The 23860-nt window shown below is 43.2% G+C and carries 21 protein-coding genes; 9 read left to right on the top strand and 12 right to left on the bottom strand.

Annotated elements, in window-relative coordinates; translation table 11 throughout:
• Positions 1-47 precede the first annotated feature (47 nt).
• From alr to ACH0AB_RS04020, 3 genes are all read left to right on the top strand, one after another.
• Positions 48-1304 (top strand): alanine racemase, encoded by a 1257-nt coding sequence (gene alr / locus ACH0AB_RS04030; protein WP_314027694.1) that lies wholly within the window; start codon positions 48-50, stop codon positions 1302-1304.
• A 232-nt stretch (positions 1305-1536) separates the two neighbouring features.
• Positions 1537-5139: a transcription-repair coupling factor gene (mfd, locus tag ACH0AB_RS04025; RefSeq protein ID WP_406877282.1), complete on the top strand. Its 3603-nt coding sequence runs from the start codon at positions 1537-1539 to the stop codon at positions 5137-5139.
• 69 nt (positions 5140-5208) lie between these two features.
• Positions 5209-5412 (top strand): oxidoreductase-like domain-containing protein, encoded by a 204-nt coding sequence (locus ACH0AB_RS04020; protein WP_406877281.1) that lies wholly within the window; start codon positions 5209-5211, stop codon positions 5410-5412.
• Between the two features lie 408 nt (positions 5413-5820).
• On the opposite strand, the gene ACH0AB_RS04015 is transcribed toward ACH0AB_RS04020, so the two are convergent.
• Both ACH0AB_RS04015 and ccoS read right to left on the bottom strand, forming a co-directional pair.
• On the bottom strand, positions 5821-6738 hold the full coding sequence (locus ACH0AB_RS04015; RefSeq protein WP_406877280.1) for a sulfite exporter TauE/SafE family protein: 918 nt from the start codon (positions 6736-6738) through the stop codon (positions 5821-5823).
• Between the two features lie 90 nt (positions 6739-6828).
• Entirely contained in the window at positions 6829-7059 is a 231-nt protein-coding gene (ccoS, locus tag ACH0AB_RS04010) for a cbb3-type cytochrome oxidase assembly protein CcoS (protein WP_406877279.1), read from the bottom strand.
• Positions 7060-7348: 289 nt separating this feature from the next.
• On the opposite strand from ccoS, the gene ACH0AB_RS04005 reads away from it, so the two are divergent.
• Complete coding sequence (locus ACH0AB_RS04005; RefSeq protein WP_406877278.1) at positions 7349-7687, top strand: rhodanese-like domain-containing protein; 339 nt, start codon at positions 7349-7351, stop codon at positions 7685-7687.
• Between the two features lies 1 nt (position 7688).
• On the opposite strand, the gene ACH0AB_RS04000 is transcribed toward ACH0AB_RS04005, so the two are convergent.
• The 5 genes from ACH0AB_RS04000 to lipA all read right to left on the bottom strand — a co-directional run bounded on the left by ACH0AB_RS04000 (position 7689) and on the right by lipA (position 12271).
• Complete coding sequence (locus ACH0AB_RS04000) at positions 7689-8366, bottom strand: YdcF family protein (protein ID WP_406877277.1); 678 nt, start codon at positions 8364-8366, stop codon at positions 7689-7691.
• Positions 8341-9450, bottom strand: a complete 1110-nt coding sequence (gene murB, locus ACH0AB_RS03995; RefSeq protein ID WP_406877276.1) for a UDP-N-acetylmuramate dehydrogenase — start codon at positions 9448-9450, stop codon at positions 8341-8343. Before murB ends, ACH0AB_RS04000 begins: the two co-directional genes overlap by 26 nt.
• Positions 9451-9575: 125 nt before the next feature.
• On the bottom strand, positions 9576-10010 hold the full coding sequence (locus ACH0AB_RS03990; protein WP_036598052.1) for an RNA-binding S4 domain-containing protein: 435 nt from the start codon (positions 10008-10010) through the stop codon (positions 9576-9578).
• Between the two features lie 196 nt (positions 10011-10206).
• The gene (locus tag ACH0AB_RS03985) at positions 10207-11094 is read right to left on the bottom strand and encodes an alpha/beta fold hydrolase (protein WP_406877275.1); all 888 of its coding nucleotides are present in this window, start codon (positions 11092-11094) and stop codon (positions 10207-10209) included.
• Positions 11095-11182: 88 nt separating this feature from the next.
• On the bottom strand, positions 11183-12271 hold the full coding sequence (lipA, locus tag ACH0AB_RS03980) for a lipoyl synthase (protein WP_406877274.1): 1089 nt from the start codon (positions 12269-12271) through the stop codon (positions 11183-11185).
• Positions 12272-12660: 389 nt separating this feature from the next.
• On the opposite strand from lipA, the gene acnB reads away from it, so the two are divergent.
• Positions 12661-15261, top strand: a complete 2601-nt coding sequence (gene acnB, locus ACH0AB_RS03975) for a bifunctional aconitate hydratase 2/2-methylisocitrate dehydratase (RefSeq protein WP_406877272.1) — start codon at positions 12661-12663, stop codon at positions 15259-15261.
• A gap of 163 nt (positions 15262-15424) precedes the next feature.
• Here acnB and dinB read toward each other — a convergent pair whose 3' ends face one another.
• Complete coding sequence (gene dinB / locus ACH0AB_RS03970; protein ID WP_406877271.1) at positions 15425-16480, bottom strand: DNA polymerase IV; 1056 nt, start codon at positions 16478-16480, stop codon at positions 15425-15427.
• A 399-nt stretch (positions 16481-16879) separates the two neighbouring features.
• On the opposite strand from dinB, the gene ACH0AB_RS03965 reads away from it, so the two are divergent.
• The gene (locus tag ACH0AB_RS03965) at positions 16880-17887 is read left to right on the top strand and encodes a TerC family protein (RefSeq protein WP_406877270.1); all 1008 of its coding nucleotides are present in this window, start codon (positions 16880-16882) and stop codon (positions 17885-17887) included.
• Positions 17888-17950: 63 nt separating this feature from the next.
• Here ACH0AB_RS03965 and ACH0AB_RS03960 read toward each other — a convergent pair whose 3' ends face one another.
• From ACH0AB_RS03960 to ACH0AB_RS03950, 3 genes are all read right to left on the bottom strand, one after another.
• Entirely contained in the window at positions 17951-18883 is a 933-nt protein-coding gene (locus ACH0AB_RS03960) for a manganese-dependent inorganic pyrophosphatase (RefSeq protein ID WP_406877268.1), read from the bottom strand.
• A 121-nt stretch (positions 18884-19004) separates the two neighbouring features.
• Positions 19005-20189, bottom strand: coding sequence for an aspartate aminotransferase family protein (locus ACH0AB_RS03955; RefSeq protein WP_406877267.1), 1185 nt, complete (start codon positions 20187-20189; stop codon positions 19005-19007).
• Between the two features lie 65 nt (positions 20190-20254).
• Positions 20255-20467, bottom strand: coding sequence for a DNA gyrase inhibitor YacG (locus ACH0AB_RS03950; RefSeq protein WP_040404327.1), 213 nt, complete (start codon positions 20465-20467; stop codon positions 20255-20257).
• Between the two features lie 90 nt (positions 20468-20557).
• On the opposite strand from ACH0AB_RS03950, the gene ACH0AB_RS03945 reads away from it, so the two are divergent.
• Complete coding sequence (locus tag ACH0AB_RS03945) at positions 20558-21196, top strand: methyltransferase domain-containing protein (RefSeq protein ID WP_406877266.1); 639 nt, start codon at positions 20558-20560, stop codon at positions 21194-21196.
• Here the strand turns inward: ACH0AB_RS03945 and ACH0AB_RS03940 are convergent.
• Positions 21193-22137 (bottom strand): RDD family protein, encoded by a 945-nt coding sequence (locus ACH0AB_RS03940; RefSeq protein WP_406877265.1) that lies wholly within the window; start codon positions 22135-22137, stop codon positions 21193-21195. The two genes, ACH0AB_RS03945 and ACH0AB_RS03940, sit on opposite strands and share 4 nt — an antisense overlap.
• Before the next feature lie 300 nt (positions 22138-22437).
• On the opposite strand from ACH0AB_RS03940, the gene ACH0AB_RS03935 reads away from it, so the two are divergent.
• Entirely contained in the window at positions 22438-23358 is a 921-nt protein-coding gene (locus ACH0AB_RS03935) for a DUF3025 domain-containing protein (RefSeq protein WP_406877264.1), read from the top strand.
• A gap of 174 nt (positions 23359-23532) precedes the next feature.
• Positions 23533-23817, top strand: a complete 285-nt coding sequence (locus tag ACH0AB_RS03930; protein WP_406877263.1) for a hypothetical protein — start codon at positions 23533-23535, stop codon at positions 23815-23817.
• The last annotated feature ends 43 nt before the right edge of the window (positions 23818-23860 follow it).

Here is a 23860-nt window from a genome sequence, read left to right as displayed (position 1 = left end):
GCGTACTTTTTCTGATTTTTTATTGTCATATCATTTTGGGAATTATTATGAAACTACATCAAACTCTGCTATCGCTTGCCATCGCCACCGTTATGTATCACGCTGCGCCCGCGCAAGCCGCGCCCGCGCTAACGTATGCTGGAGATAATCCTCATATCGTTAATCTTGCCAATACCAATGCTTGGCTTGAAATAGATACTGAGGCGTACGGGCATAATATTGAAGCGATGCGCGCGCATTTAGGCGGTAAATCCCAAATCTGTGCGATTTTAAAAGCCGATGCTTATGGCTTTGGCATTGATAATTTGATGCCTACCGTGATTGCACATCAAGTGCCTTGTATCGGCATTGCCAGTAACGAGGAAGCCCGTATCGCCCGCAAACACGGCTACAAAGGACGAGTGATGCGGGTGCGTACGGCGACCAACCAAGAAATTGAAGACGGCTTAAAATACAATGTCGAAGAGTTATTTGGTACCCTTAAACAAGCCCAAACTGCCAGTGATATCGCACGAGCAGCGGGCGTGGTCATTAATTTTCATATGGCACTCAACGACGGTGGCATGGACCGTAACGGCTTAGATTTGAGCATTGAGAAATCTAGACAAGACGCTTTGGCAATTACCAAGCTTAAAAATCTCCACATCGTCGGTATCATGACCCATTTTCCTGTTGAAGATAAAGCCGATGTACAAAAAGGGTTGGCTAGTTTTAAACAAAACACCGATTGGCTGATTAAAACCGCCAAACTCGACCGTAAAAAACTCACCATCCATGCGGCGAACTCATTTGTGTCACTGAACGTGCCAGAAGGTTGGTTTGATATGGTGCGTCCAGGAGGGATTTTGTTTGGCGAGCCTTACTATGAACGTCCAGATTTCAACTACATTATGTCGTTCAAAAGCCGTGTGGCTAGCGTCAATTTCTATCCTAAAGGCTCAACTGTTGGCTATGACCGTACTTATACCTTGACACGAGATAGCTATTTGGCAAACTTACCATTCGGTTATTCAGACGGCTACCGTCGCGCCTTTACCAACAAAGGTCATGTCTTAATTAATGGTCATAAAGTCCCTGCATTGGGCAAAATCTCGATGAATACCACTATGGTCGATGTCACCGATTACCCCGATGTCAAGGCAGGGGATGAGGTGGTTATCTTTGGTAAACAAGGCAATGTCGAAATCACCCAGTCGGAAATCGAAGATATTACAGGTACACTCTTTACCGAAATCTACGCCAACTGGGGTAACTCAAATCCCAAATTTGTTAAAGCCCAAATCACCAAATGGCTCAAAAAATAACGTCAACTTGACAAAAAAGCACCGTCAAATTGGCGGTGTTTTTTTGCATATCACTTTGGTAAAAGAAGCTAGATTGCTGCATTACAGGGATAAAGTGTTAAAGTGTTATTGCCAAAAAGTCTGCTAAAACACTGCTATTTTAGCTTTAATTTTTCGGCAAAAACCCCCACAATAACGTCATTCTTTTTTGCCTTTTTTAATCAAAAGACTTATAACCAAAAGACCGATAACAATGACGAATGCTACGCACCCACTGTCTCATCTTTCCTTTCGCCTTAACCAATCTTTGTTTGACAATGCTAAACATGATAAAAAATGGCTGGGCAACCTTCAAGGCATGACGCAAGCCTTATGGCTTGCCAGCCTTACTAGCAGCGATAGCGGTCAGCAAAACCGACTTAAAGTCGTCGTCACCCGTGACCAAAATCAGCTCAATCAGCTTGAAACAGAGTTGGCATTTAGTGGGGTCGATGCCCATGTGTTTCCTGATTGGGAAACGCTTACCTATGACGAGTTGTCACCGCACCATGACATTGTCTCTGAGCGGATTCATTTGCTTACCCATATGCCAACTGATGGTATTTTACTGATTTCGGTGCAGACCTTAATGCACCGCGTTGCCCCTGCATCATGGCTATTGGGTCAACACTTTGATTTGTCAGTGGGTGACACCTTTGATGTGGCAACCGAACGTCGAAAACTGGCAACCGCGGGCTATCATGCGGTAGATAATGTCTTTGAGCCCGGGGAATTTGCGGTGCGTGGCAGCGTGATTGACTTGTTTGCCATTGGTCAGCCGTTTCCAGTGCGCATTGATTTATTTGATGATGAGATTGAGAGTATCCGTTTTTTTAACCCGCAAACCCAGCGTAGCTTGACCCAAGCGGATTTGGACGAATTAAAAGACAGTGACCCTCATCAATATATCAAGTTTATCAATAGTCAAAAAAAATCGGGTGAAACTATCGGTAAAATCACCAGTTTTCAAATTTTACCGGCGCGAGAATTTCCCCTGGATGAGGGTAAAGAAACGTTTCGCGCCAATTTTGCCAGCACCTTTGCCAACACATCCGCCCGCCGTTTTGAGCTGTTTAACGATGTGATGAACGGCATTGCACCAGCGGGAGTGGAGTATTATCAGCCGTTATTTTTTGAAACGGATACTTGGCAAAATGGCTCGGATTTTTTTAGTTATTTGCCCAAAGATAGCTTGTTTATCGTCGATAACCAAATAGAGACGGCTTACCAAAATTTTTGGCAACAAATCCAAACTCGCTACAATGACCGCAGGCACGATATCGAAAAACCGATTGTGGCACCGCAAGATTTGTATCTAGCAGAACATATCTTTAACGAAAAAATTGCCCAATATCCTCGCATTATCACCAGCGAACAGCCAATTGATGACACCAAAGCTGGGGCAATCAATGCATTGGTTGACACACCCCCTGATTTAACCGTTGACCATAAACTTGCTGAGCCACTGCAAAGACTAATGGCATTTCGCGATCAGTTTGCTAAACCGATATTATTGGTTGCCGAAACTGCGGGTCGCCGGGAGATTTTATCGGAGCTGTTGCAAAAACGCTTTAATTTACAAAGTGTTTCAGGATTGACCGATTTTCTTGCAAACATGGATGAGGCACATAGTACTGCGATTGCCTTGACCATTGCACCGATTGAACGAGGCGCGTTACTTCCCGATAAGTTTGCGATTCTCTCAGAAACCCAGTTGTTTGGACGGCAGGTGTTACAGACTCGCCGCCGTCGCCAAAGCGATGTATCTGATGAGTTTTTGGTTAAATCAGTCAGTGAGCTTAACATCGGCGACCCTGTGGTGCATATTGATTTTGGTGTTGGGCGTTATCAAGGCTTGATTACGCTTGAGATTGATAGACAACTGCAAGAATTCATCCATCTTACCTATGCAGATGATGCCAGTGTGTATGTGCCTGTGGCAAATCTGCAGCTTATCAGCCGTTATGCGGGTGGCGACTCGTCAACCGCACCGCTTCATACCATAGGTAGCGGTAAATGGGATAAAGCCAAAGCCAAAGCACTCAGCCAAATTCATGATGTGGCGGCGGAACTGCTCAACGTGCAAGCCCGCCGTGATGCCAAAGTGGGCATTAACTTCCCAATTGACCAAATCCAATATGACTTATTTGCCAGTCAATTTGCGTTTGAAGAAACGCCTGATCAAGCCAATGCTATTGAGGCGGTTAAGTTTGATATGAAGCAAAATAAACCCATGGACAGGCTGGTGTGCGGTGATGTCGGTTTTGGTAAAACCGAAGTGGCAATGCGTGCCGCTTTTATTGCAGTGCAAGCAGGGTATCAAGTGGCAGTGCTAGTACCGACGACGCTGCTTGCTGGGCAACACGAAGACAACTTTTTGGATCGATTTGCCGATTGGCCGATTCGTATTGAGTCGCTTTCTCGGTTTGGCACCAAAAAACAACACGATGCGATTCTCAAAGGCTTAGCCGAAGGTAAAATTGATATCGTCATCGGTACGCACCGTATTTTGCAAGAAGATGTCAAGTTTGCCAACTTAGGTCTGATGATTGTCGATGAAGAACACCGTTTTGGCGTGCGAGATAAAGAGCGTATCAAAGCCATGCAATCGGATGTGGATGTACTATCGATGACCGCAACACCCATACCGCGCACGCTGAACATGGCGTTATCGGGTATGAGAAATATGTCGATTATCGCCACGCCCCCGGCAAGGCGGTTGGCAATTAAAACCTTTGTCATGCAAAAGTCTGATAACTTACTCAAAGAAGCGATTTTGCGTGAATTATTGCGTGGCGGACAGGTGTTTTTACTGCATAACGATGTGGCAAGCATTGAGCGCATGGCAGAAACCGTGCGAGAGCTTGTGCCCGAATCTCGGGTGGCAGTGGCTCACGGTCAGATGAAAGAACGTGAGCTTGAGCAAATCATGCAATCGTTTTACCACAAAAAACACAATGTGCTGGTGTGTACCACCATTATCGAAACAGGCATTGATATCCCCAATGCCAACACCATTATCATCAACCGTGCCGATAAATTTGGGCTAGCCCAGCTTCACCAACTGCGGGGTCGAGTCGGGCGTAGTCACCACCAAGCTTACTGTTATCTGCTTGTACCGTCTATTAAAGGCTTGACCAGCGACGCCCAAAAGCGCCTAGATGCCATTAGCCGTGCCAATACATTGGGGGCAGGCTTTATGCTTGCCAGTGAAGACCTTGAGATTCGTGGGGCGGGCGAGCTGCTGGGCAAAAACCAAAGCGGCAATATGCAAGCGGTTGGTTTTAACCTGTATATGGATATGTTAAACCGTGCCACCAAAGCCATCAAAGCAGGTAAACAACCTGATTTGAACACCCCATTATCACTAACCAGTGACATTAATCTGCATTTGTCGGCACTCATCCCTGAAGATTATCTGGGTGATGTCCATCAGCGGCTATTGTTTTATAAAAAAATCGCCAATGCTGAAGACTATGACAGCCTAATTAGTATCCGCAGCGAAATGCTAGACCGTTTTGGCAGTTTGCCCGAGCCGACCAAAAATCTATTTGCCATTCACCAAATCCGCTTAATGGCTGAAGCGCTGGAGATTAGCAAAATTGATGGCAATGAGCGGCAAGTCACCTTTGAGTTTTCACCCAGCACCCCTGTAGAAGCCATTACCATTATTGGGCTTATTCAGTCGAATCCGAAAAAATTTAAAATGAATGGCGCGACAGGGCTAAAAATGATGGATGACAAAGCCCTTGCTACAGCAGAAGGACGGATTGACGCGGTGAAAAATCTCATAGAGAAATTATCTTTAAAAGCGTGATAATGACCTGATAATAAATAATTATTGACTCATCATAAGCGTGTTATAGCGAAAAAGAAGATTTATAAAATGATGGAAAATCAATTACCTAATGGCGAGCGCCTGATTGAAGAACCTACTTATCCTGAAGATTGGGAATGTTGCAACAACGGCTGCGAAGAACTATGCGTGTATGAAATTTACCGCGTTCAAAAACAAGCCTATGAAGAACAGCAACAGCGACTCAAAAACATGCCTAAAACTACTTGCGACACCGACAAACCTTCACAGTAACGGGAGGATTCCTCAATAAAAGTAATTTTTTGTAAATTCATATTCCTGTCACAGGAATTTCATGCTAATGTCATCAAACTCACGTTAAATATCATAACGTTATGAAGTTGCATTGATAACGTAAAATAGTAAGTAAACAACTAAAAAATGGCAAAAGCCTTAAAATGAATAAAAAATCCACCACTATGGGATATTGGATAAAGAAAGATAGGAGTAAAAAATGTTAGATATGTTAAATGAAGCGTTTGAATATGAAACCGATATCATCTATCTTGACGAAGGCGATGATGCGGTAGAAATGTAAATTATAAGTTAAGCGTAAAACGTAAAAATTCGCAACCGATAACCTCTTAATATACCGATTAAGAGGTTTGTTTTTTTTGGGCAATAGAAATGAATGATTAGTGACTAGTGATTATGACTGGTACTGGCAGGCATCGCCACCTCATGGTGCTTATCGTTCATATCCTCCATATTATGCATGTCGTGATTCATGTTATGGCTCATACTATGGTTCATAGGCATACTAGTCGGCATGGTAGTCGAAGCTGTCATAGAAGCAGGATTAGACGCCGAATGATTCATTGTCGACATATCGTGGTTCATACTCATCTCATTCATGCTATGACTGGCATGACTGTGTGAACCATGATTATGATTATGGTGCATCATCATCGGAATAAAAATCACCGCAAGCCCAGACAACATCATAATCACCCCATTAATTTGGCGAAGGCGAAAATTTTTAATACTCGACTGTAGCATTCCCACAGTTTTTTGCGTGGCAATCAACATCGGCATCGTACCCAGTCCAAATACAAACATCAGAGCCGCTCCTGTAGCGATGTTATTGCCAGCTATCGCCATCATGAGCGCACCATACACCAATCCACACGGCAAAAATCCCCAAAGCAAGCCAGCAACCAAGGCTTTACCAAAGCTATCAATCGGAAAAACTTTTTTGCGTATCGGGGCGAGCGATTGCCAAAAGCGCATCCCTACTTTTTCTAACTGATTAAAAAGCGGTAACCCAAGCATCGCAAGCCCAATCAACACCAAGACCGCACCCAGTACAATTCTTGGCGCACTGTTACTCATAATGGACTGAAAGATTGCCACACCAACAAGACTGGCAATCAATCCAAGCAAGGCATAACTGATGAGGCGTCCCAAATGATAAGTCAAAATCAAGCCATTTTTTTTGCTGTCCGATACATGCTGCATAGACAGCCCAAAAGCCGTCACAATGCCACCGCACATCCCCAGACAGTGCGGTGAGCCAAACAATCCCATGCTAAAGGCTGCCAAAAATAATGCCCAGGTCATAAAATGCTCCAAAAAAGTCTAAAAATTTTTCAAAAAAAGTAAATAAATCAATAGAAAGAAATCAGCAGGAAGAAAGATAACACCAACGCGTTATTTTTGCTCGTCAGTAGGGTCTTGTATTTTTGGGGGGTGAGAAGATGAATGCTTAGCGGGATGTTGCCCCAATTGTTCGCGGCGAAATTGTCTGTCATCCAAAATGACCCGCTGAGATTCATTGTCCAAATCGTCAAATTGGCGTGATTTGATGGCGTAATAAATCGCAAAAATACCCAATACAAATAGCACTAGACTAATAGGAATCAAAAAATACATGCTTTGCATCGTGCATCCCCATTACTTGGCGTAAACAAACGAATTAAGTTAAAAAAACTATTATACGCTTATTTTGATATAAATAAATGCGGCAAAATGTCGCAGCGTGGCCTGAGTAATTCATGAGTAATCAAAGAGTCATCCAATAGCCGAATGTATGCTTACAAAATAAACACATGGGTTGCAAATCAAAGCAACTCAGTGATTTGAGTGCGAACAATGAATGCTATAATCATAGTGGGTTAAACATTGAGGTTTAACTTGGTTTTAAAACTCAAAATTCTACAAGGAAATTATGATGTTGATGCCTAAAATCTTTAAGCTTTCAAAGAACCTGAAGCTTTCAAAAAAACAGTTGCTTGCCTTAGGCGCGGCTGTCATGGTGGGCGCATTATTGATGCCAACAGCAAACGCTGCGACAGTGGTCATTGATGTACGTACCCCAGAAGAGTATTCTGTGAATCATCCAACGGGTGCGATTAATATTCCACACAATGAATTACTTGCCAAAATAACGGCGCAAGGCATTGCAAAATCAGATACTATTAAAGTGTATAGTCGTGGAGGCGGTCGTGCCGAACAAGCCAAGTCTGCCTTACAATCAGCTGGCTATACCAATGTGGAAATTCAAAAATAACTCATTTATTGGTGGGTTGGCAGTCGTATTGGGGTTTAACAAGATCGCGAGCGAATGCCAACAATTCATACAAGGCACGTCTTGAATGCTGCAGATTCTGATCAAAATGCTGCCAATCATTTGCCTTTGGTAATGGCGCGACACTTGCAATGGTAGCCACACCATTGAGGGCAAACTGCCTGCGTGAGCGGTTCATGTGATACGCATCGGTTACCAAAATTACCTGTTTGACATTGACCATTTCTGCGGTATATTTTGCATTTTGACAGGTATTAAAGCTATTTTTTTCTGCCACGACCCACATAATACCTTTTTTTTGCAGCCACTTTGCCATCCATGGCGCCTCCTTACCACTGACGATGATGGGTAAGTCAGTCTGCTGATAAACTTGACTGGCTTTAATTAATCGACTTTCGGTAAATTGATTAATCACAATCTCATTTTGCTGGTTATTGGTTAATCCGCCACCTAACACCACAATCGCCGTTGCAGGATTGACGCTTACCGCCGATTCTGGCAGGCGATAGCAATCTAAGATAAACAATACAATGGTAGAAAAAAGGGGTGTGAAAAAACTGAGCGTGACCAAACACCCCACCAATACAACAACAGTCAAAATCCGTTTGATGATTGAAAAAAATCGCTCAAGGTAGTTAATGAGTTTGGCGAATGCTACCATCAGATTCAATCCAAACCGGTTCAGCTTCCAATTTTATCCCAAATTTCTCAAGCACTGTATTCTGTATAAATTGCATAGTTTTGGCAACATCACGTTGCGTTGCAACTTTTGGCGCATGGTTAGTCAATACTAGGGCTTGTTTTACATGCGTTAAAATTGGGGCAATGCCTTTGCCTTTAAGCCCTGATTGGTCAATAAGCCAGCCCGCTGCAACTTTACAGTAATCGGTCAAATTGCCTTGGGCATCTTTGACAGGATAATGCACCAGATTGGGATGGCTCTGTAGTAACTGGTCAACTTGAGATTTGGCGACGATTGGGTTTTTAAAAAAGCTGCCACAATTGGGCAAGTCGTTGGTATCGGGCAGTTTACTTTGACGAATGTCGATGATGGCATTCATGGTATCCACGGGTGTGACTTCATCACGACCCGCCAGGCTAGCATAGTGCTGTGCAACTTTTGCCACATCCCCATACTGGGTATTGGGTTTGGCGATTTTACTGAGGGTAAAAATCACGCTGGTAATGAGCCACTGTCCTGCTTGCTGTTTAAACAGGCTGTCACGGTAGCTAAACTCGCAATCAGCTTTGCTTAAATGATGCCACGTTAAACTCGGTATGTGAAACGCTTTCACGCTGTCTATCACATCTTCAGCTTGTACCCCATACGCACCGATGTTTTGTACGGGACTACCACCGACCCAGCTTGGGATTAACGCCAAATTTTCCAGTCCATACCAACCTTGATTGACCGTGTCTACCACGAGCGTATGCCAATCCTCGCCAGCCATCACCTCAAGTGTTATTGTTTGGCTATCTTCAGACAGGATGGTTTTACCTTTAAGACTAGGTGACACGACAACCGCGTCCAACACTTCGGGCAAAATGATATTACTGCCATTAGATAGCACAACAAACGCTTGTTGATGGGCTGCCAGTTGTTTAAAAGTGGGCTCAATATCAGACAGGTCAGTTAGGCGAATGAATTGTTTGGCTTGACAGGCTAATGCCATGGTATTGTATGCGCTAATATCCACATAGCTAGCATTAGCCTGCACAGGGTTAGGTTCAAAAAAATTGGTCATAAAATATCGTTAATAATTGGCAGAGTTGCTCATCGCCAGTGCAATGACTAGTGCAATGATAAAGTGCTTATTATAACGAAATATGACAGGGAAAATCGGGATTTTTATGACCCCATGACAGCCAATTAAAAACCTTCTTCATCACTGCCAAAATGGTTAATATCCCTAAAACGGCTTAGCTGACGACGCTGTTTTTTATTTGGGCGATGATCGGGGCGGGCAAGATTGGCAAGTTTTTTTTGTTCGGTGAAAAATTCTCGTTGACTGATACTGGCATCGGTCTCTTGATAAAGCACACTGGCGGCAGTGGCATTACCGCGCACTTCAGACAGCGCTAGCACCTTGACCGTCTTTTGGGTGTAATGATTGGCTGACCCTTGACGAATCGTCAATTCATCACCCACCGCTATTTCTTTACTGACTTTGACGCGATTGCCAAAATGGTGTACACGTCCCGATTCAATCGCTTCCTTGGCTAGGGTGCGAGTTTTATAAAACCTTGCTGCCCATAGCCATTTATCTAAACGTACTTTAATTTTATCAGTTGTACTCAATGACATTTCCTATAACTTAACTTCATGAATAACTTTAGATTAAATGGTTGTTTTTTCGAATCTTTCAATACATCACATCGATATTTCTAACAAGCAACTGGCGTGTCAAAGCAAGGCTAATAGTCTATTCATCATGACAGATATAAAACGCTGCTTAAACACTGAACAGTCAGACTCATTAATAAGGCTCAGGGGTTTTAAGCTAATTGATATGGTGAGTGAGCCAAGCCAAAATATCGTCATAAACTTGTTGGTGATTAGGCTCTAGCAAAATTTCATGGCGCATCGCTTCATATTGCTGCATGCTAACCGAGGCAAACTTATTTTTTTGCAAACGTTTGACAATACGCGGAATGCCTTTTCCCATCTGCCCAACGGGGTCATCTTTTCCGCTGACAAATAGCAGCGGTAACTGCCGGGGTACTTGTTGATACCAATGCTTATTGGTGCCTGCTTGCATCAACGACATGAGGGCAAAATAGCCATTGTTGGTAAACTGAAAGCCGCAAAGCTTGTCATCAATATAGGCTTTTACTTGCTTGGGATCTGAATTGAGCCAATTAAACCCTTGTAAATCGGGTTCTTTTCTAAAGGGTAGGTTATTAAATTGGTTTAAAATCTTATCCAATACCGGATTGGTGCGGCGCGTGGTAAAGTGATTAAGGTTTTTGGTTACAGGCACAAACAAGTTTGCCAATGGATTAAAATCTGAGGTACCCATAATCACTGCGCCCGCAAATCGCTCACCATAGCGCTGCAAAATACAGCGAACGATAAATGACCCCATACTATGACCCAAGATAAAATGGGGGATATTAGGGTATTTTTCAGCGATTAGCTGCGCATGGTCCATCACATTGTCAATCATCAACTCAGCAGGATTGGGGTTACCCATATAGCCTAAGCAACCCTTGTCATAAGCTTGCTGTCCATGACCTAAATGGTCAAACGTCAACACCGCAATATCATGATTTGCTAAGAATTGCGCAAAGGGTTGGTACCGCCTTTGGTGTTCTGCCATGCCATGTACAATTAGTAACGTAGCAACAGGCGTCACCTTAGGCAAATAGAATGTGTAGTTATTATTCATCGCAGATTTCCTGTGAGTTATTTTATAATTAGGGTAGCATAAAAAAGCCGTCTAATGACGGCTTTAAATCAACGCACAAATTCACAAATCAACAGCCTGATTTTTTCATGTCCGCTTCTGATAACGGATTGGCACCACGGGTAGGACGTGGGCAAGGCTCACCATAATATTGACGATCGGCAAAATAGCTTGAGCGCACCATCGGGCCTGCCCAAATATTCGCAAAGCCCAATTTTTTACCGTGTGCAGTATAACGGTCGAATTCATCAGGATGTACAAATCTATCAACTGGGGCGTGCGATTTGCTTGGCTGCAAATATTGACCGATGGTAATTAAATCGACATCATGCGCCTTTAAATCATCCAGTAAGGCGTAAACCTCTTCTTCAGTCTCGCCAAGACCCACCATAAAACCACATTTGGTGACGATATCCGGGCGACGCGCTTTGTAATCTTTTAACAATTGTAATGAATGCTGATAATCTGACCCTGGGCGAAACGCTTTATACAAACGTGGCACGGTTTCGATATTATGGTTAAATACGTCAGGCGCTGTGTCACTTAAGATATCAAGTGCCACTTGCTCACGGCCGCGAAAATCAGGGACTAAAATCTCAATCAAACAATTAGGGCTTAACTGACGAGATTGTTTAATGACATTGGCAAAATGTTCCGCGCCGCCGTCACGCAAATCATCTCGGTCAACCGAGGTAATCACCGCATATTTTAATCCTAGACCGGCAATGGTCTCAGCGGTGTGAATCGGCTCAAGCTCATCGAGCGCATTGGGGCGACCATGCGCCACATCGCAAAATGGGCAGCGACGGGTACAAATATCACCCATAATCATAAAGGTCGCGGTGCCATCACCAAAACATTGGGGTAGGTTGGGGCAGGCCGCTTCTTCACACACCGTATACAGCTTTTGTTCACGCAAGGTTGACTTGATGCGCGCCACTTCACTCGGCGATGACAGCTTGACGCGAATCCAGTCAGGTTTTTTTGGGGTTTCTACCGTTGGGATGATTTTAATCGGAATACGGGCAACTTTATCATGGCCACGTAGTTTTTCACCCACTTCAGGACGTTTTGGCTTGTCGCAATTTGATTTGTCACGAGTGATGGGTCTATCGGTGCGCGGCGTTGAAGGGGCAAAAGTTTGTACAGTGTCGGTCATTGCTATGATTAATCCTTGAATTCATTTAGCAGATTTTAGGGGGTTATTATAACAGAAATCTATGCTGACGAATTTAAACTATTTTGGGATAAGCTTTGTTGTTTAAAGTACAGAGCCAAAGTTATTTTCATCCTAGTAAAAAAAGCGACAATCGGTTCAAACGCATTTATTAAAAATTATTGGGCTATTTTTTTAAAAAATAATGGCTATGTTAACAAAAACGTATTTTCTCATTAACATTTCATCACATTTCAAGTATATTAGAAGGGTTAAATTTTTTAGCCAAAGCCATGCTGGCTAGTAGCCATTTCAAAATTCAACTGTGTTGTGAAGAGGGCTTTCAGACGCATGGTTAACACAATAATCTTACATGACTATGAGGACGATTCATGCTAGAGAACTATCGTAAACACGTCGAAAATCGTGCGGCACAGGGTATTGTGCCACAGCCACTTAACGAACAGCAAACGGCTGATTTGGTTGAACTATTAAAAAATCCACCAGCGGGTGAAGAAGAAACACTTGTAGATTTATTAGAAAACCGTATTCCACCTGGGGTTGACCAAGCAGCGTATGTTAAAGCGGCATTTCTAGCGGCCATCGTTAAAGGCGAAACCACTTCTCCCCTGATTTCAAAACTAAAAGCGATTGAGTTACTGGGTCATATGCAAGGCGGTTACAACGTTGAACCATTAATTCAAGCATTAGACGACAAAGAATTGGCGAAAGCTGCGGGCGACGCGCTGAAAAAAACCTTACTGGTATTTGATGCCTTTAATGATGTCACTGAAAAAGCGGAAGCGGGCAATGAAGTAGCCAAAGAAGTGTTACAATCTTGGGCAAACGCCGAATGGTTCACCAGCCGTCCAGAAGTACCAAAAAAAGCCACTTACAAAACCTTCAAAGTCACCGGTGAAACCAATACCGATGATTTGTCACCTGCACAAGATGCATGGTCACGTCCAGACATCCCACTGCACGCATTAGCCATGCTAAAAAATGCGCGTGAAGGTATTGTGCCAGACCAAGACGGCGTGATTGGCCCGATGAAACAAATCGAAGAGATGAAAAAAGACGGTATTCCACTGGCATACGTGGGTGACGTGGTCGGTACCGGTTCAAGCCGTAAATCAGCGACCAACTCGGTATTGTGGTTAATGGGTGATGATATCCAAGGCGTGCCAAACAAACGTGCCGGCGGTCTGGTATTGGGTGGTAAAATCGCACCGATTTTCTTCAACACCATGGAAGATGCGGGCTCATTACCTATCGAAGTGGATGTTAGCAAACTTAACATGGGTGATGTATTTGATATCTACCCACATGACGGCAAAATCACCAAACATGATTCTGACGAAGTGCTTGCAACTTTTGAATTAAAATCACCAACGCTCCTCGATGAAGTGCGTGCCGGTGGTCGTATTCCATTGATCGTAGGTCGTGGCTTGACCAACAAAGCCCGTGAATATCTAGGTTTGGGCGCGTCTGACATTTTTGCAAAACCAGAACAACCTGCAGACACTGGTAAAGGCTATACTTTAGCGCAAAAAATGGTCGGTAAAGCTTGTGGCGTAGAAGGTATTCGTCCTGGTGCCTACTGTGAACCAAAAATGACAACCGTGGGTTCGCAAGATACCACAGGTCCAATGACCCGTGACGAATTAAAAGACTTGGCTTGTCTAGGCTTCTCTGCAGATTTGGTCATGCAGTCATTCTGTCATACCGCAGCGTATCCAAAACCAATCGATGTAGAAACTCAGCACACACTTCCTGACTTCATCATGAACCGTGGTGGTGTATCATTACGTCCAGGTGATGGTATTATTCACTCATGGCTCAACCGTATGCTATTGCCTGATACCGTTGGTACAGGTGGTGACTCACATACCCGCTTCCCAATGGGTATTTCATTCCCAGCAGGTTCAGGTTTAGTGGCGTTTGCTGCAGCAACCGGTGTGATGCCATTAGATATGCCAGAATCAGTTCGTGTACGTTTTGTCGGTGAAATGCAGCCTGGTATCACCTTGCGTGACTTGGTACATGCGATTCCTTACCAAGCCATCAAAGAAGGTTTATTGACCGTTGAGAAAGCCGGTAAGAAAAACGTATTTAACGGCCGTATTTTAGAAATCGAAGGTTTAGAAGACTTAACCGTTGAACAAGCATTCGAATTGTCAGATGCCTCTGCCGAACGTTCAGCCGCAGGTTGTACTATCACCTTGTCTGAAGAATCAGTAAAAGAATACCTAACGTCAAACATCACCCTACTCAAATGGATGATTTCTGAAGGTTATGGCGATGCCCGTACGATTGCACGCCGTATCAAAGGTATGGAGGCATGGCTTGCCAACCCAACATTATTACGTGCTGATGCAGACGCAGAATATGCCGCTGACATCACTATCGATATGAGCGCCATCAAAGAACCAATTCTTTGCTGTCCAAACGACCCAGATGACGCCAAAACCTTGGCAGACGTTGCTGGCGACAAGATTGATGAAGTATTCATCGGTTCATGTATGACCAACATCGGTCACTTCCGTGCAGCGGGTGCGTTGTTAAAAGAAGTACCTGCGGGTAGCTTAAGCACACGTCTATGGATTGCACCACCCACTAAAATGGATGCACGTCAATTGATGGATGAAGGTCTATACAATGTCTATGCACAAGCGGGCGCACGGACTGAAATGCCGGGTTGTTCACTGTGTATGGGTAACCAAGCGCGTATCGCACCAAAATCAACCGCCGTATCAACTTCGACACGTAACTTCCCGAACCGTTTAGGTCAAGGTGCCAACGTGTACTTGGCTTCTGCCGAGTTGGCGTCGGTGGCGGCGGTACTTGGTAGACTTCCTACCAACGAAGAATACCAACAATATGCTGGTAAGCTTAACAGCATGTCAGCCGATATCTACAAATACTTAAACTTCGACCGTATGAGCGAGTATACTGAAGAAGCAAACAAAATTAACGTAGCACAGCTTACCTAACAATCGTTAAGTTAAGTTAGGCTCATCTAATTTTAATTAAGTAGGATAACAATAAAGTAAGACCCTGCAATATAGCAGGGTTTTACTGTTGTTAGCATTTACATAAAAATTATTTAAACGGTCAAATACAAAAATATATTGGCAAAATTTGGCTTATAGTGGCTTATAATAATGGCATCTGTGGTGAGGCTTCAGCTTGCAGCAAATTTGAATAAGTCACCCCAACCAAACGTACAGGTAAAAGTTTTGGGGTATGGTCATATAGCCATTGAATCCAATAATGGGCATCAGATTCTTGTTCAAAGTGGGAGGAAATACTATGAGAGCGGGTAATCACACTAAAATCGCTGTATTTGATTTTAATGGTGATGGTGCGAGCGTAACGCTGCTTTTTTTGTAAATCTTTAAACGCTTGGCTATTTTCGCGATATAGGGCAGCCACAATGACTTTATCATCCATAGTATTGTGCACAAACGTTGTCTCAGAACCGACAGATTTATGGTTGCGCTCAGCTTTAACCTCTCGATTATCAATACCGTGGGCAATTTGGTGAAAGAAATCACCCCGTTTGCCAAAGCGTTGTTTTAATACATCCGCTGGGGTATTGCGTAAATCCAATCCTGTAAATATACCCATGTCATGCAACATTTTGACGGTGGTTTTGCCAATCCCATGAAATTTTTTTACCGGTAAATTGGCGATAAAGTCCAATCCTTGCTCAGGTGTGATAACTGCAATACCGTTGGGTTTATTTAAATCTGACGCGATTTTGGCAAGCATTTTGTTATAAGACACGCCGGCTGAAGCGGTCAGTTGCGTTTGCCGCAAAATCTGTTGGCGAATGCGATTGGCGATTAGTGTCGCAGAATTTTTTTCATACGGGCTATCGGTCACATCCAGATACGCCTCATCCAGTGATAAAGGTTCGACCAGTGGCGTATATTGGTGCATGATGGCACGAATTTGCTCACTGACTTCACGATACACCTCAAAGCGTGGTTTGACAAAAATTGCTTGTGGGCATAGTTGACGGGCTCGATAGCATGACATGGCAGAATGTACACCAAACTTGCGTATCTCATAACTTGCTGCTGCGACGACACCGCGCCCATTGGGATCACCGCCAACCACCAATGGTTTACCTTGTAACTCAGGATTATCCCGTTGCTCAACACTGGCAAAGAACGCATCCATATCGATATGAATAATTTTACGCATGGTTGTTAGTTTACCATCCTAACTGTATGGGGAAAGTATTTAATTAACTTGTTAAACATAAAGACGCTAGCTAACATAAACAATAAATTCAAAACTTACTGATTGATAAATTCAATTGATAAGTCGTCGTTTATCTGCTACATTATCGCTATCAAGGGGAGTAACTTCTCACTTCAGCAGTTTGTGATTTATCGTCATTACGTAAGTAGCCGCTTACCGGTAAATCAGCTATTTTTTAGCCATATATTGAGCTAATTATCAAATAGTAAGCCAGACCTTGACTTAACACAACCACATATTTGGTCGGTGTGAGTCAAGGTTTTTTTGTGCTTAGCATTTTTCCAAAATCCTTTGACTTATTGCCAACCATAGTTTGTAAATGCATACTAAGGAGCGATAATGTTACTTGCAGCAGTAAATCAAATGACAGAACCCATGAGCATTGGCAGTCCCATGCTGTATGCCGTGTTCTTTGCTATCGTAGCGATACTGTTATTGGTTGATTTTTTTACCTTTAAAACCCCAAAAAATGGTGAAGCAGTTTCGATGAAACAGGCGGGTATTTGGAGTGCCATTTGGGTGGGCGTGTCTGTGTTATTTGCAGGCGGTCTATGGTGGTATCTATCACAAAATTTTGGCAGTGCTATCGCCACTCAAAAAGTAGGGGAGTTTTTTACAGGATATTTACTGGAAAAATCGCTCGCCATTGATAACGTCTTTGTATGGTTAATGATTTTTGCGGCGTTTGCGGTAAACCCAGTGATGCAGCGTAAAATCTTATTGTATGGCGTATTAGGTGCCATCATCATGCGTACGGTGATGATTTTTGCAGGGGCTTGGCTTGTCACGGAGTTTAGCTGGATTTTATATATTTTTGGTGCGTTTTTGCTCTACACCGGGGTGAAAATGTGGCAAAACCATGACGACCAAGCAGACCCGAAGCAGTCAGGCTTATATAAGTTTTTACAAAAACATCTTAAAATCAGCGATAACAGCCATGATGCGTCAGGTCAAGAGCGGTTTGTGTTGGTGAAAAATGGCGTAAAATATTTTACCCCATTAGCGGTGGTGCTTATCTTGGTTGAATTGTCGGATGTGATTTTTGCGGTGGATTCGATTCCTGCAATTTTTGCGGTGACTACCGACCCATTTATTGTTTTAACGGCAAACTTGCTGGCTATTTTGGGTCTGCGGGCGATGTTCTTCTTGTTATCGGGTTTGGCGGATAAATTCCATTTATTGCCTTATGCGCTTAGTGTCATCTTGGTGTTTATTGGCGCCAAAATGCTACTGCTTGATGTGTTCCATGTGCCGATGGCTATCTCGTTAGGCTTTATTGCCGCCGTGCTAACAGTGACAGCGATTTTATCGGTAAAGTTTCCAAATTTGGGTAAAGTTGAAGCATAAAAAATATTTTTGAATAAAAAAAAGGGCTAACAATTTAGCCCTTTTTTGTGAATTAAAAATTGACTATTGGGCATAAAATGCTTCTAAAGTAGGCACAAATTGTTTTTTTCGGCTGACCAAGTTACCCAAATCAAGCAATTTATCATTGAGTCTGGTATCAAATGCTTGCTCAATGATTTTATTTTGTGCATCGTTGCTACCAACCGCCCAAGATTGCTGTTTTAAAATATCAACAATAATAACTAGCATATAATCCAAGCCATCTCTTTGGCGGATTAGCTCACTGGCTTGTTGGATGCCGTCAATGCGCGACAACACCACATCAGGTTTAACAGTTTCGATACTAGCGATTGCCCATTTTTTATTTGAGAAAATAAACTGTTTATAATCGGTAGTGACTAACGCATCATCCGTTAAGTCGCTGATATTGCTTTTTGCATCGAATAATTGATTGGCAAAGCTGTTTATATCGTGAATCCCTGCAAGGTGAATTAAGGCATCTAAAGCTTGCTTGTCACTGTCTGTAGTGGTAGGACCTGTCAGATTAAGCGTATCAGAAATGATTGCACCTGCCATCAATGTCGCCATTTGCTGAGAAATCAGCAAATTCTTTTCCATAAACATATGGTATAAAATGGTGCTGGTAGATCCGACAGGTTCAAATCGAATATAGGCAGGTTCGGTAGTGGTCAAATCGCCAAGTTTATGATGGTCGACAAGGTAACAAATACGGGCGTCTGCTAGATTGCCAATCGATTGCTGGCTTTCGTTATGATCGACTAAAGCAGCGAGTTGGTCAGGTTCAAGATGCGTGAGTAATTCTGGTAATCGGACTTTAGCAAGTTCAATTAAAAATTTGGTTTCTTGATTGATATCATCTAAGCGGTAACTTTTGGCATCTATACCTTGTTGATTGAGCCAATAGGTCATGACGATGGCGGATACGATAGCATCGGTATCTGGTTTTTTGTGCCCAAAAACGGCAATGGTTGTCATAAAATTACCCCAATATAAAACACAGCTATTATATCATCTTGTCAAAATCAAACGGTTGACTGGCAAGTTTGCGATGAAAAAGCCGATATTGACTAATCGGCTAACTTTACCATCAAAAAAACTACATGGCTGATTGGATAAGGTGAATGAGGCGCTCACCGATTTGTACGGTTTCATCGGCACTCATATTGAGCGGTGGCAATAAACGAATGGCATTACCGCCTGCCACATTGATGATTAGATGATGATTGTCACGCGCTTTATCGACCAAGCTATCAAATGCAATGCCGCGATCCTGTGGCAGCACCACCCCTAGCATCATGCCTTTACCCCGTACAGTAACCCCTTCGCTACCCAGCTCATTGGTGATTTGCTCAATCAATGCTGCGCTATTGCTCAGGGTAGTTGCCATCATATTTTCATCATCAATGACATCAATCACTTCGCTAACCACACGGCAAGCAAGCGGCGTACCACCATACGTTGAACCGTGCGAGCCATAGCTAAAAATATCATTGGCTTTTGCCGTGGTCATGCACGCACCCACAGGAAAACCATTCCCCAACCCTTTTGCTGTGGTCAAAATATCAGGTTTGATGGATGAATGTTGATAAGCGAAATATTGCCCCGTCCGACCATTACCCGTTTGCACTTCATCTAAAATCATTAATAAGTCATGGTCATCGCAAACTTTGCGAACTTGGCTTAAAAAATCAAAGCCATTGGTCGCGGTATTGACGCCACTTTCACCTTGGATAGGCTCAAGCATCACAGCGCACACATTGTCGTTATCGGCAATCGCTTGGCTAATCGCTTCGATATCCCCAAAAGGCACGCGAATAAAATCATCATCTAAGGTAAAAAATCCTGCTCTAGCCATCGGATTTGCGGTGGCGGATACGGTCAGTAGGGTACGTCCATGAAACGATTTTTCCATCACAATCACTTTGGCTTGGGTTTGCCCACGATTTGATGCAAACAGTCGCGCCATCTTTAATGCTGCTTCGTTGGCCTCGGCACCGCTATTGGCAAAAAATACTTTATCCATGCCTGCGACTTGGCATAACTTTTCACCCGCGCGCTCTTGCCAATCAATAGCAAAAAGATTGCTGGTATGCACAAGCGTTGCGGCTTGATCGGCAATCGCGGCAGTGACACGCGGATGACAATGACCCAGTCCGCAGACAGCAATCCCTGTTAACGCATCCAAATACGGCGTTGCGTCAGCGGTATAAAGGTAACTACCTTGACCTTTGACAAAGCTAATGGGCTGGCGTTTATAGGTGGGAAGTAAATAAGAGCTCATGAGGATTCCTTTAATCATAGTTAGCGAATCATAGTCAGCGCAATCACTAACCAATCAAATCTACGTTATTTAAAAGCGTCTAATTCGTCACTAAACGGGGTGTCTTCTGCACCGACTTTATAGTCCTCATTCGCCCATGCGCCTAAGTCAATGAGCTTACAGCGTGCACTGCAAAATGGCTTGGTGGGGTTATCTGCCCAAACGGTGGGTTTGCCGCAGCGCGGACAGGGGTAAGTTTTGACAGGTGCATTTGATGGGGTGGGCTCGGTTTTAGACATAAACAAAAGGTATTCTTAAAAATGGTGTATCGGAGTATTTGCCATAGTATACTATAAATCCTTTTTTTTGGGCGAATCAAGCGACTGTTCATGCTAAGTCATCAATTTACCAGACCGTTTCAACCCGATCGTATCCGTCATCCCAGAGATTTTCAGCCACTTGCCGCAACGTTTTGGCAGCAACCCGCCATTTTTCTTGAAATCGGTGCAGGGAAAGGCAAGCATGCGCTGAGTTTTGCCAGCGATAATGCCAATGCCCATCTCATCGCGATTGAACGTACCGCAGAAAAATATCAAGCCATGCAAAAAATGGCGAATCAAGCGAAGTTGTCTAATTTAACCACTATTCATGCCGATGCCATTGCTTGGGTCACCCATGCTGTACCCGCGCAAAGCTTATCAGGGGTGTTTATTCTTTATCCCAATCCAGAGCCGCATAATCCCAACCAACGCTGGCATAACATGCCGTTTTTTGAGTGGTTACTGTCTCGGTTAAAACCAGATGGCGAGCTTATACTTGCCAGTAATATTGAAAGTTATATCGATGAAGCCGAGCATAAAGCAGAGACAGTTTGGCAAGTACCGGTGGAGAAAACCCAAGTACCCAATCATAGTGAACGCACGCATTTTGAGGTGAAATACCTAGCGCGTGGCGAGGCGTGTTGGCAACTGAGCATAAAAAAACCGCATGGTTATACCACACGGTTTGATGATTTTAATTCACTTTAGTCAGGTTTTAACGCAAGAGGCGTGGTTTGGGTGTCATCGGCACGTACCACATAAGTTTTGGCGATTTTATCATGTAGGCTTAATCGCTCTTTGCTGGTGAGCAGCATGACCAAATCAACGGCTAACACAACCAAACCAAAAATCGATAAAGAATAAGCCAATGTGGTAAATAACCCACGCATAATGATTAAGTTAAAAAATCTAGGAATGGCATTGGACTTGCGATCCAAAATACGTATGCCCATTATCATCTTACCGATAGTCTGACCACGGCGCATCAATAATAGGACTTGCGCAATCATTAAGCCCCATACCAAAATATTGGTCAACAACAATATATGCTCAGGTAATGCTGACATAAGTTCCATCTGCTGGGCAGATGTCAAGCGGGTTTGTCCGGCTTCTGCCCATTTGAGTAATTTATCAAAATTTGGGCTGTTGTACAGGGAGATGAACAGCGGCGACGACGCCAATACCATAAGCAGGGTATCTACCAATTTTGCTGCGATACGGCTACCGATGCTGGCAAGGTCTAACTGTTTTTTGGCATGAGCAATGTCTTGGTTCGAGCCAAGTTTCTTGGTCAATGTGACCTTGGTAGGGTTAGGGGATTTGTGCGGGTTATTCGCTGAATACCGATCCCAAACATTCTCAGAGTCTTCTGAAGGCGATATAGGATTAGGCGTGTTGTTGATAATATAATCTGCTTCATCAGAAGTGGGCTGCTCGCGTTGGTGGGTATCGACTGGCAAGCTTTCATCAATCGTTGGACGGTAAAAAAATTGTCCATCCGTCATCGCGTTGACCGTGTTCCAGTTATCCATCCCTTGATGCCACATCAAATCAGTGAGTAACACTTGCCCTGTCGCAAGCATTTGATTGAGTTGTTCAAGGGTATAAGGACCGGCTTGCACATTATTGCGAGCTAGAAAAATATGCATGTAATAACTCTACTTCTACTGGGTGGTAAAATTTGAATGACTGTATCTTATTATATGATGTTTTGCAACATCGTGCTAAAAATCGCTTATTATGCAGAACATGTTATACAAGGCATGCTATTCAAAAAATTGCGATATCCTTATGGATTGAGGTCAACAGTCTTTAAACCATTAGCTATGATTGGGTGGTAATGATTGGTAGGTGGTAATTATCTATCATAGGGTTAACCAAAAGGGTGCTAATATTTTTGGTTCAGCCTACGCTTATTTTTCTTATTCTTATATTGTCAGATTGTATTTATGTCAGCGACTCATCCCACCAACGTCAGCATTGATTTTGATAAACCTTGGTATCACTATTTGACTTATTTTCCGAATTTTCCCAAGCTTGACGCAAAACATCCTTATGCAACACATAGTCAAGCCCCTGCTATCAATATTGTTGAAAATTTGAATGCTTGTTTGGATAGATTTGAGGATATAAACGCCAGCCGTATAGCCAATTTTGAAAAATTACCCATTCGCTTTGTTGAGCAAGCGTGTCTGCCTGAGGGTGAGGCTTATGAGAGTTTTATTGCCAACACAGGTAAAATTCCAACCCGTGACAATCACCATGATTTGCTGAACGGTTTAATTTGGCTGAATTTTCCGCAGTCCAAAGCGGTATTTAACGAACTCCATGCCAAAGATATTTTGCGACATGGTATTCATAATGCCAGAACAGCGCTGCGTAATGCGCTAACCGTATTTGATGAAAATGGCGGCATTGTAGTGAGCTCAGATAAACTATTGCTTGAACAGTTACAAGCCTTTAAATGGCACGCGGCTTTAGTCACTCATAGAGCAAATTGGTTGGGTCAACATCGTACCATTGCCTTTTTTCCATTTGGTCATGCCCTGCTTGAAAAATTGGTTGAGCCAAGAAAAAATATCACCAGTCATACCTTGCTGATTTTAGTAGATGAGGGTTGGTTTGAGCAATCTATAGCGAGTCAGAGAAACCAGCTTGATACGGCAATTGCTAAGATGTTTCGAGAGCTAGCAATGCCAGATTTGGCGGATAATGCAGTTAAGCTATCATCCAAAAGCTTTCAGCCGTTACCTGTGATGGGTATCCCAGGCTATAGTGATGACAATGTGATACCAGCATTTTATCAAGATGAGGCTGTTTTTAGGCATCCAAGAGCGTTCAGCGCACCTATTTTTTCACTAAATGACTGATAAGTGACCAGACAATTTATAACAGTGGCTAGCGTGGTTTGGATGATTACCCAGTCTAAGAATCTTGCTTGATAAAAGCCGGTTAATCCGTTAGCATTAAAGCAATCTCTAGTTCATCCAGTCGCATTTATTGATGAAACTCATAATTACTAATAAAAATATTGGAGCATCAGCATGACCACCAAAGTCGTCAAAATCGATAATAAAGTTCGTATGATTACAGGTAAATTAGCACCGCATCTTGAAATTCAATGGGAACATTATACGTTAGGAGAATTACAAGCATTGCTTGAGACGGTGGTTCGTTTTGAAATTGAGCACAACTTTCGTCGTCATAAAGATTATAAAGATAGCAAAGGCGCTAATATCCAAGTATTTAATGATGCCAACGAACTCAAAGTGACAAGTTTAAAAGATGAGTTACTAATCATCCGCGATAGTCAAATCGATTCACAATAACTATGAATCCGCGAATCAATCAAAATCCAAGCCGAATGACTTG

Origin of the sequence: Moraxella sp. 179-F 1C4 NHS, assembly GCF_045370505.1 — a bacterium.
Taxonomy (GTDB): domain Bacteria; phylum Pseudomonadota; class Gammaproteobacteria; order Pseudomonadales; family Moraxellaceae; genus Faucicola; species Faucicola tetraodonis.
This window is presented reverse-complemented; position numbering and strand designations above follow the sequence as displayed.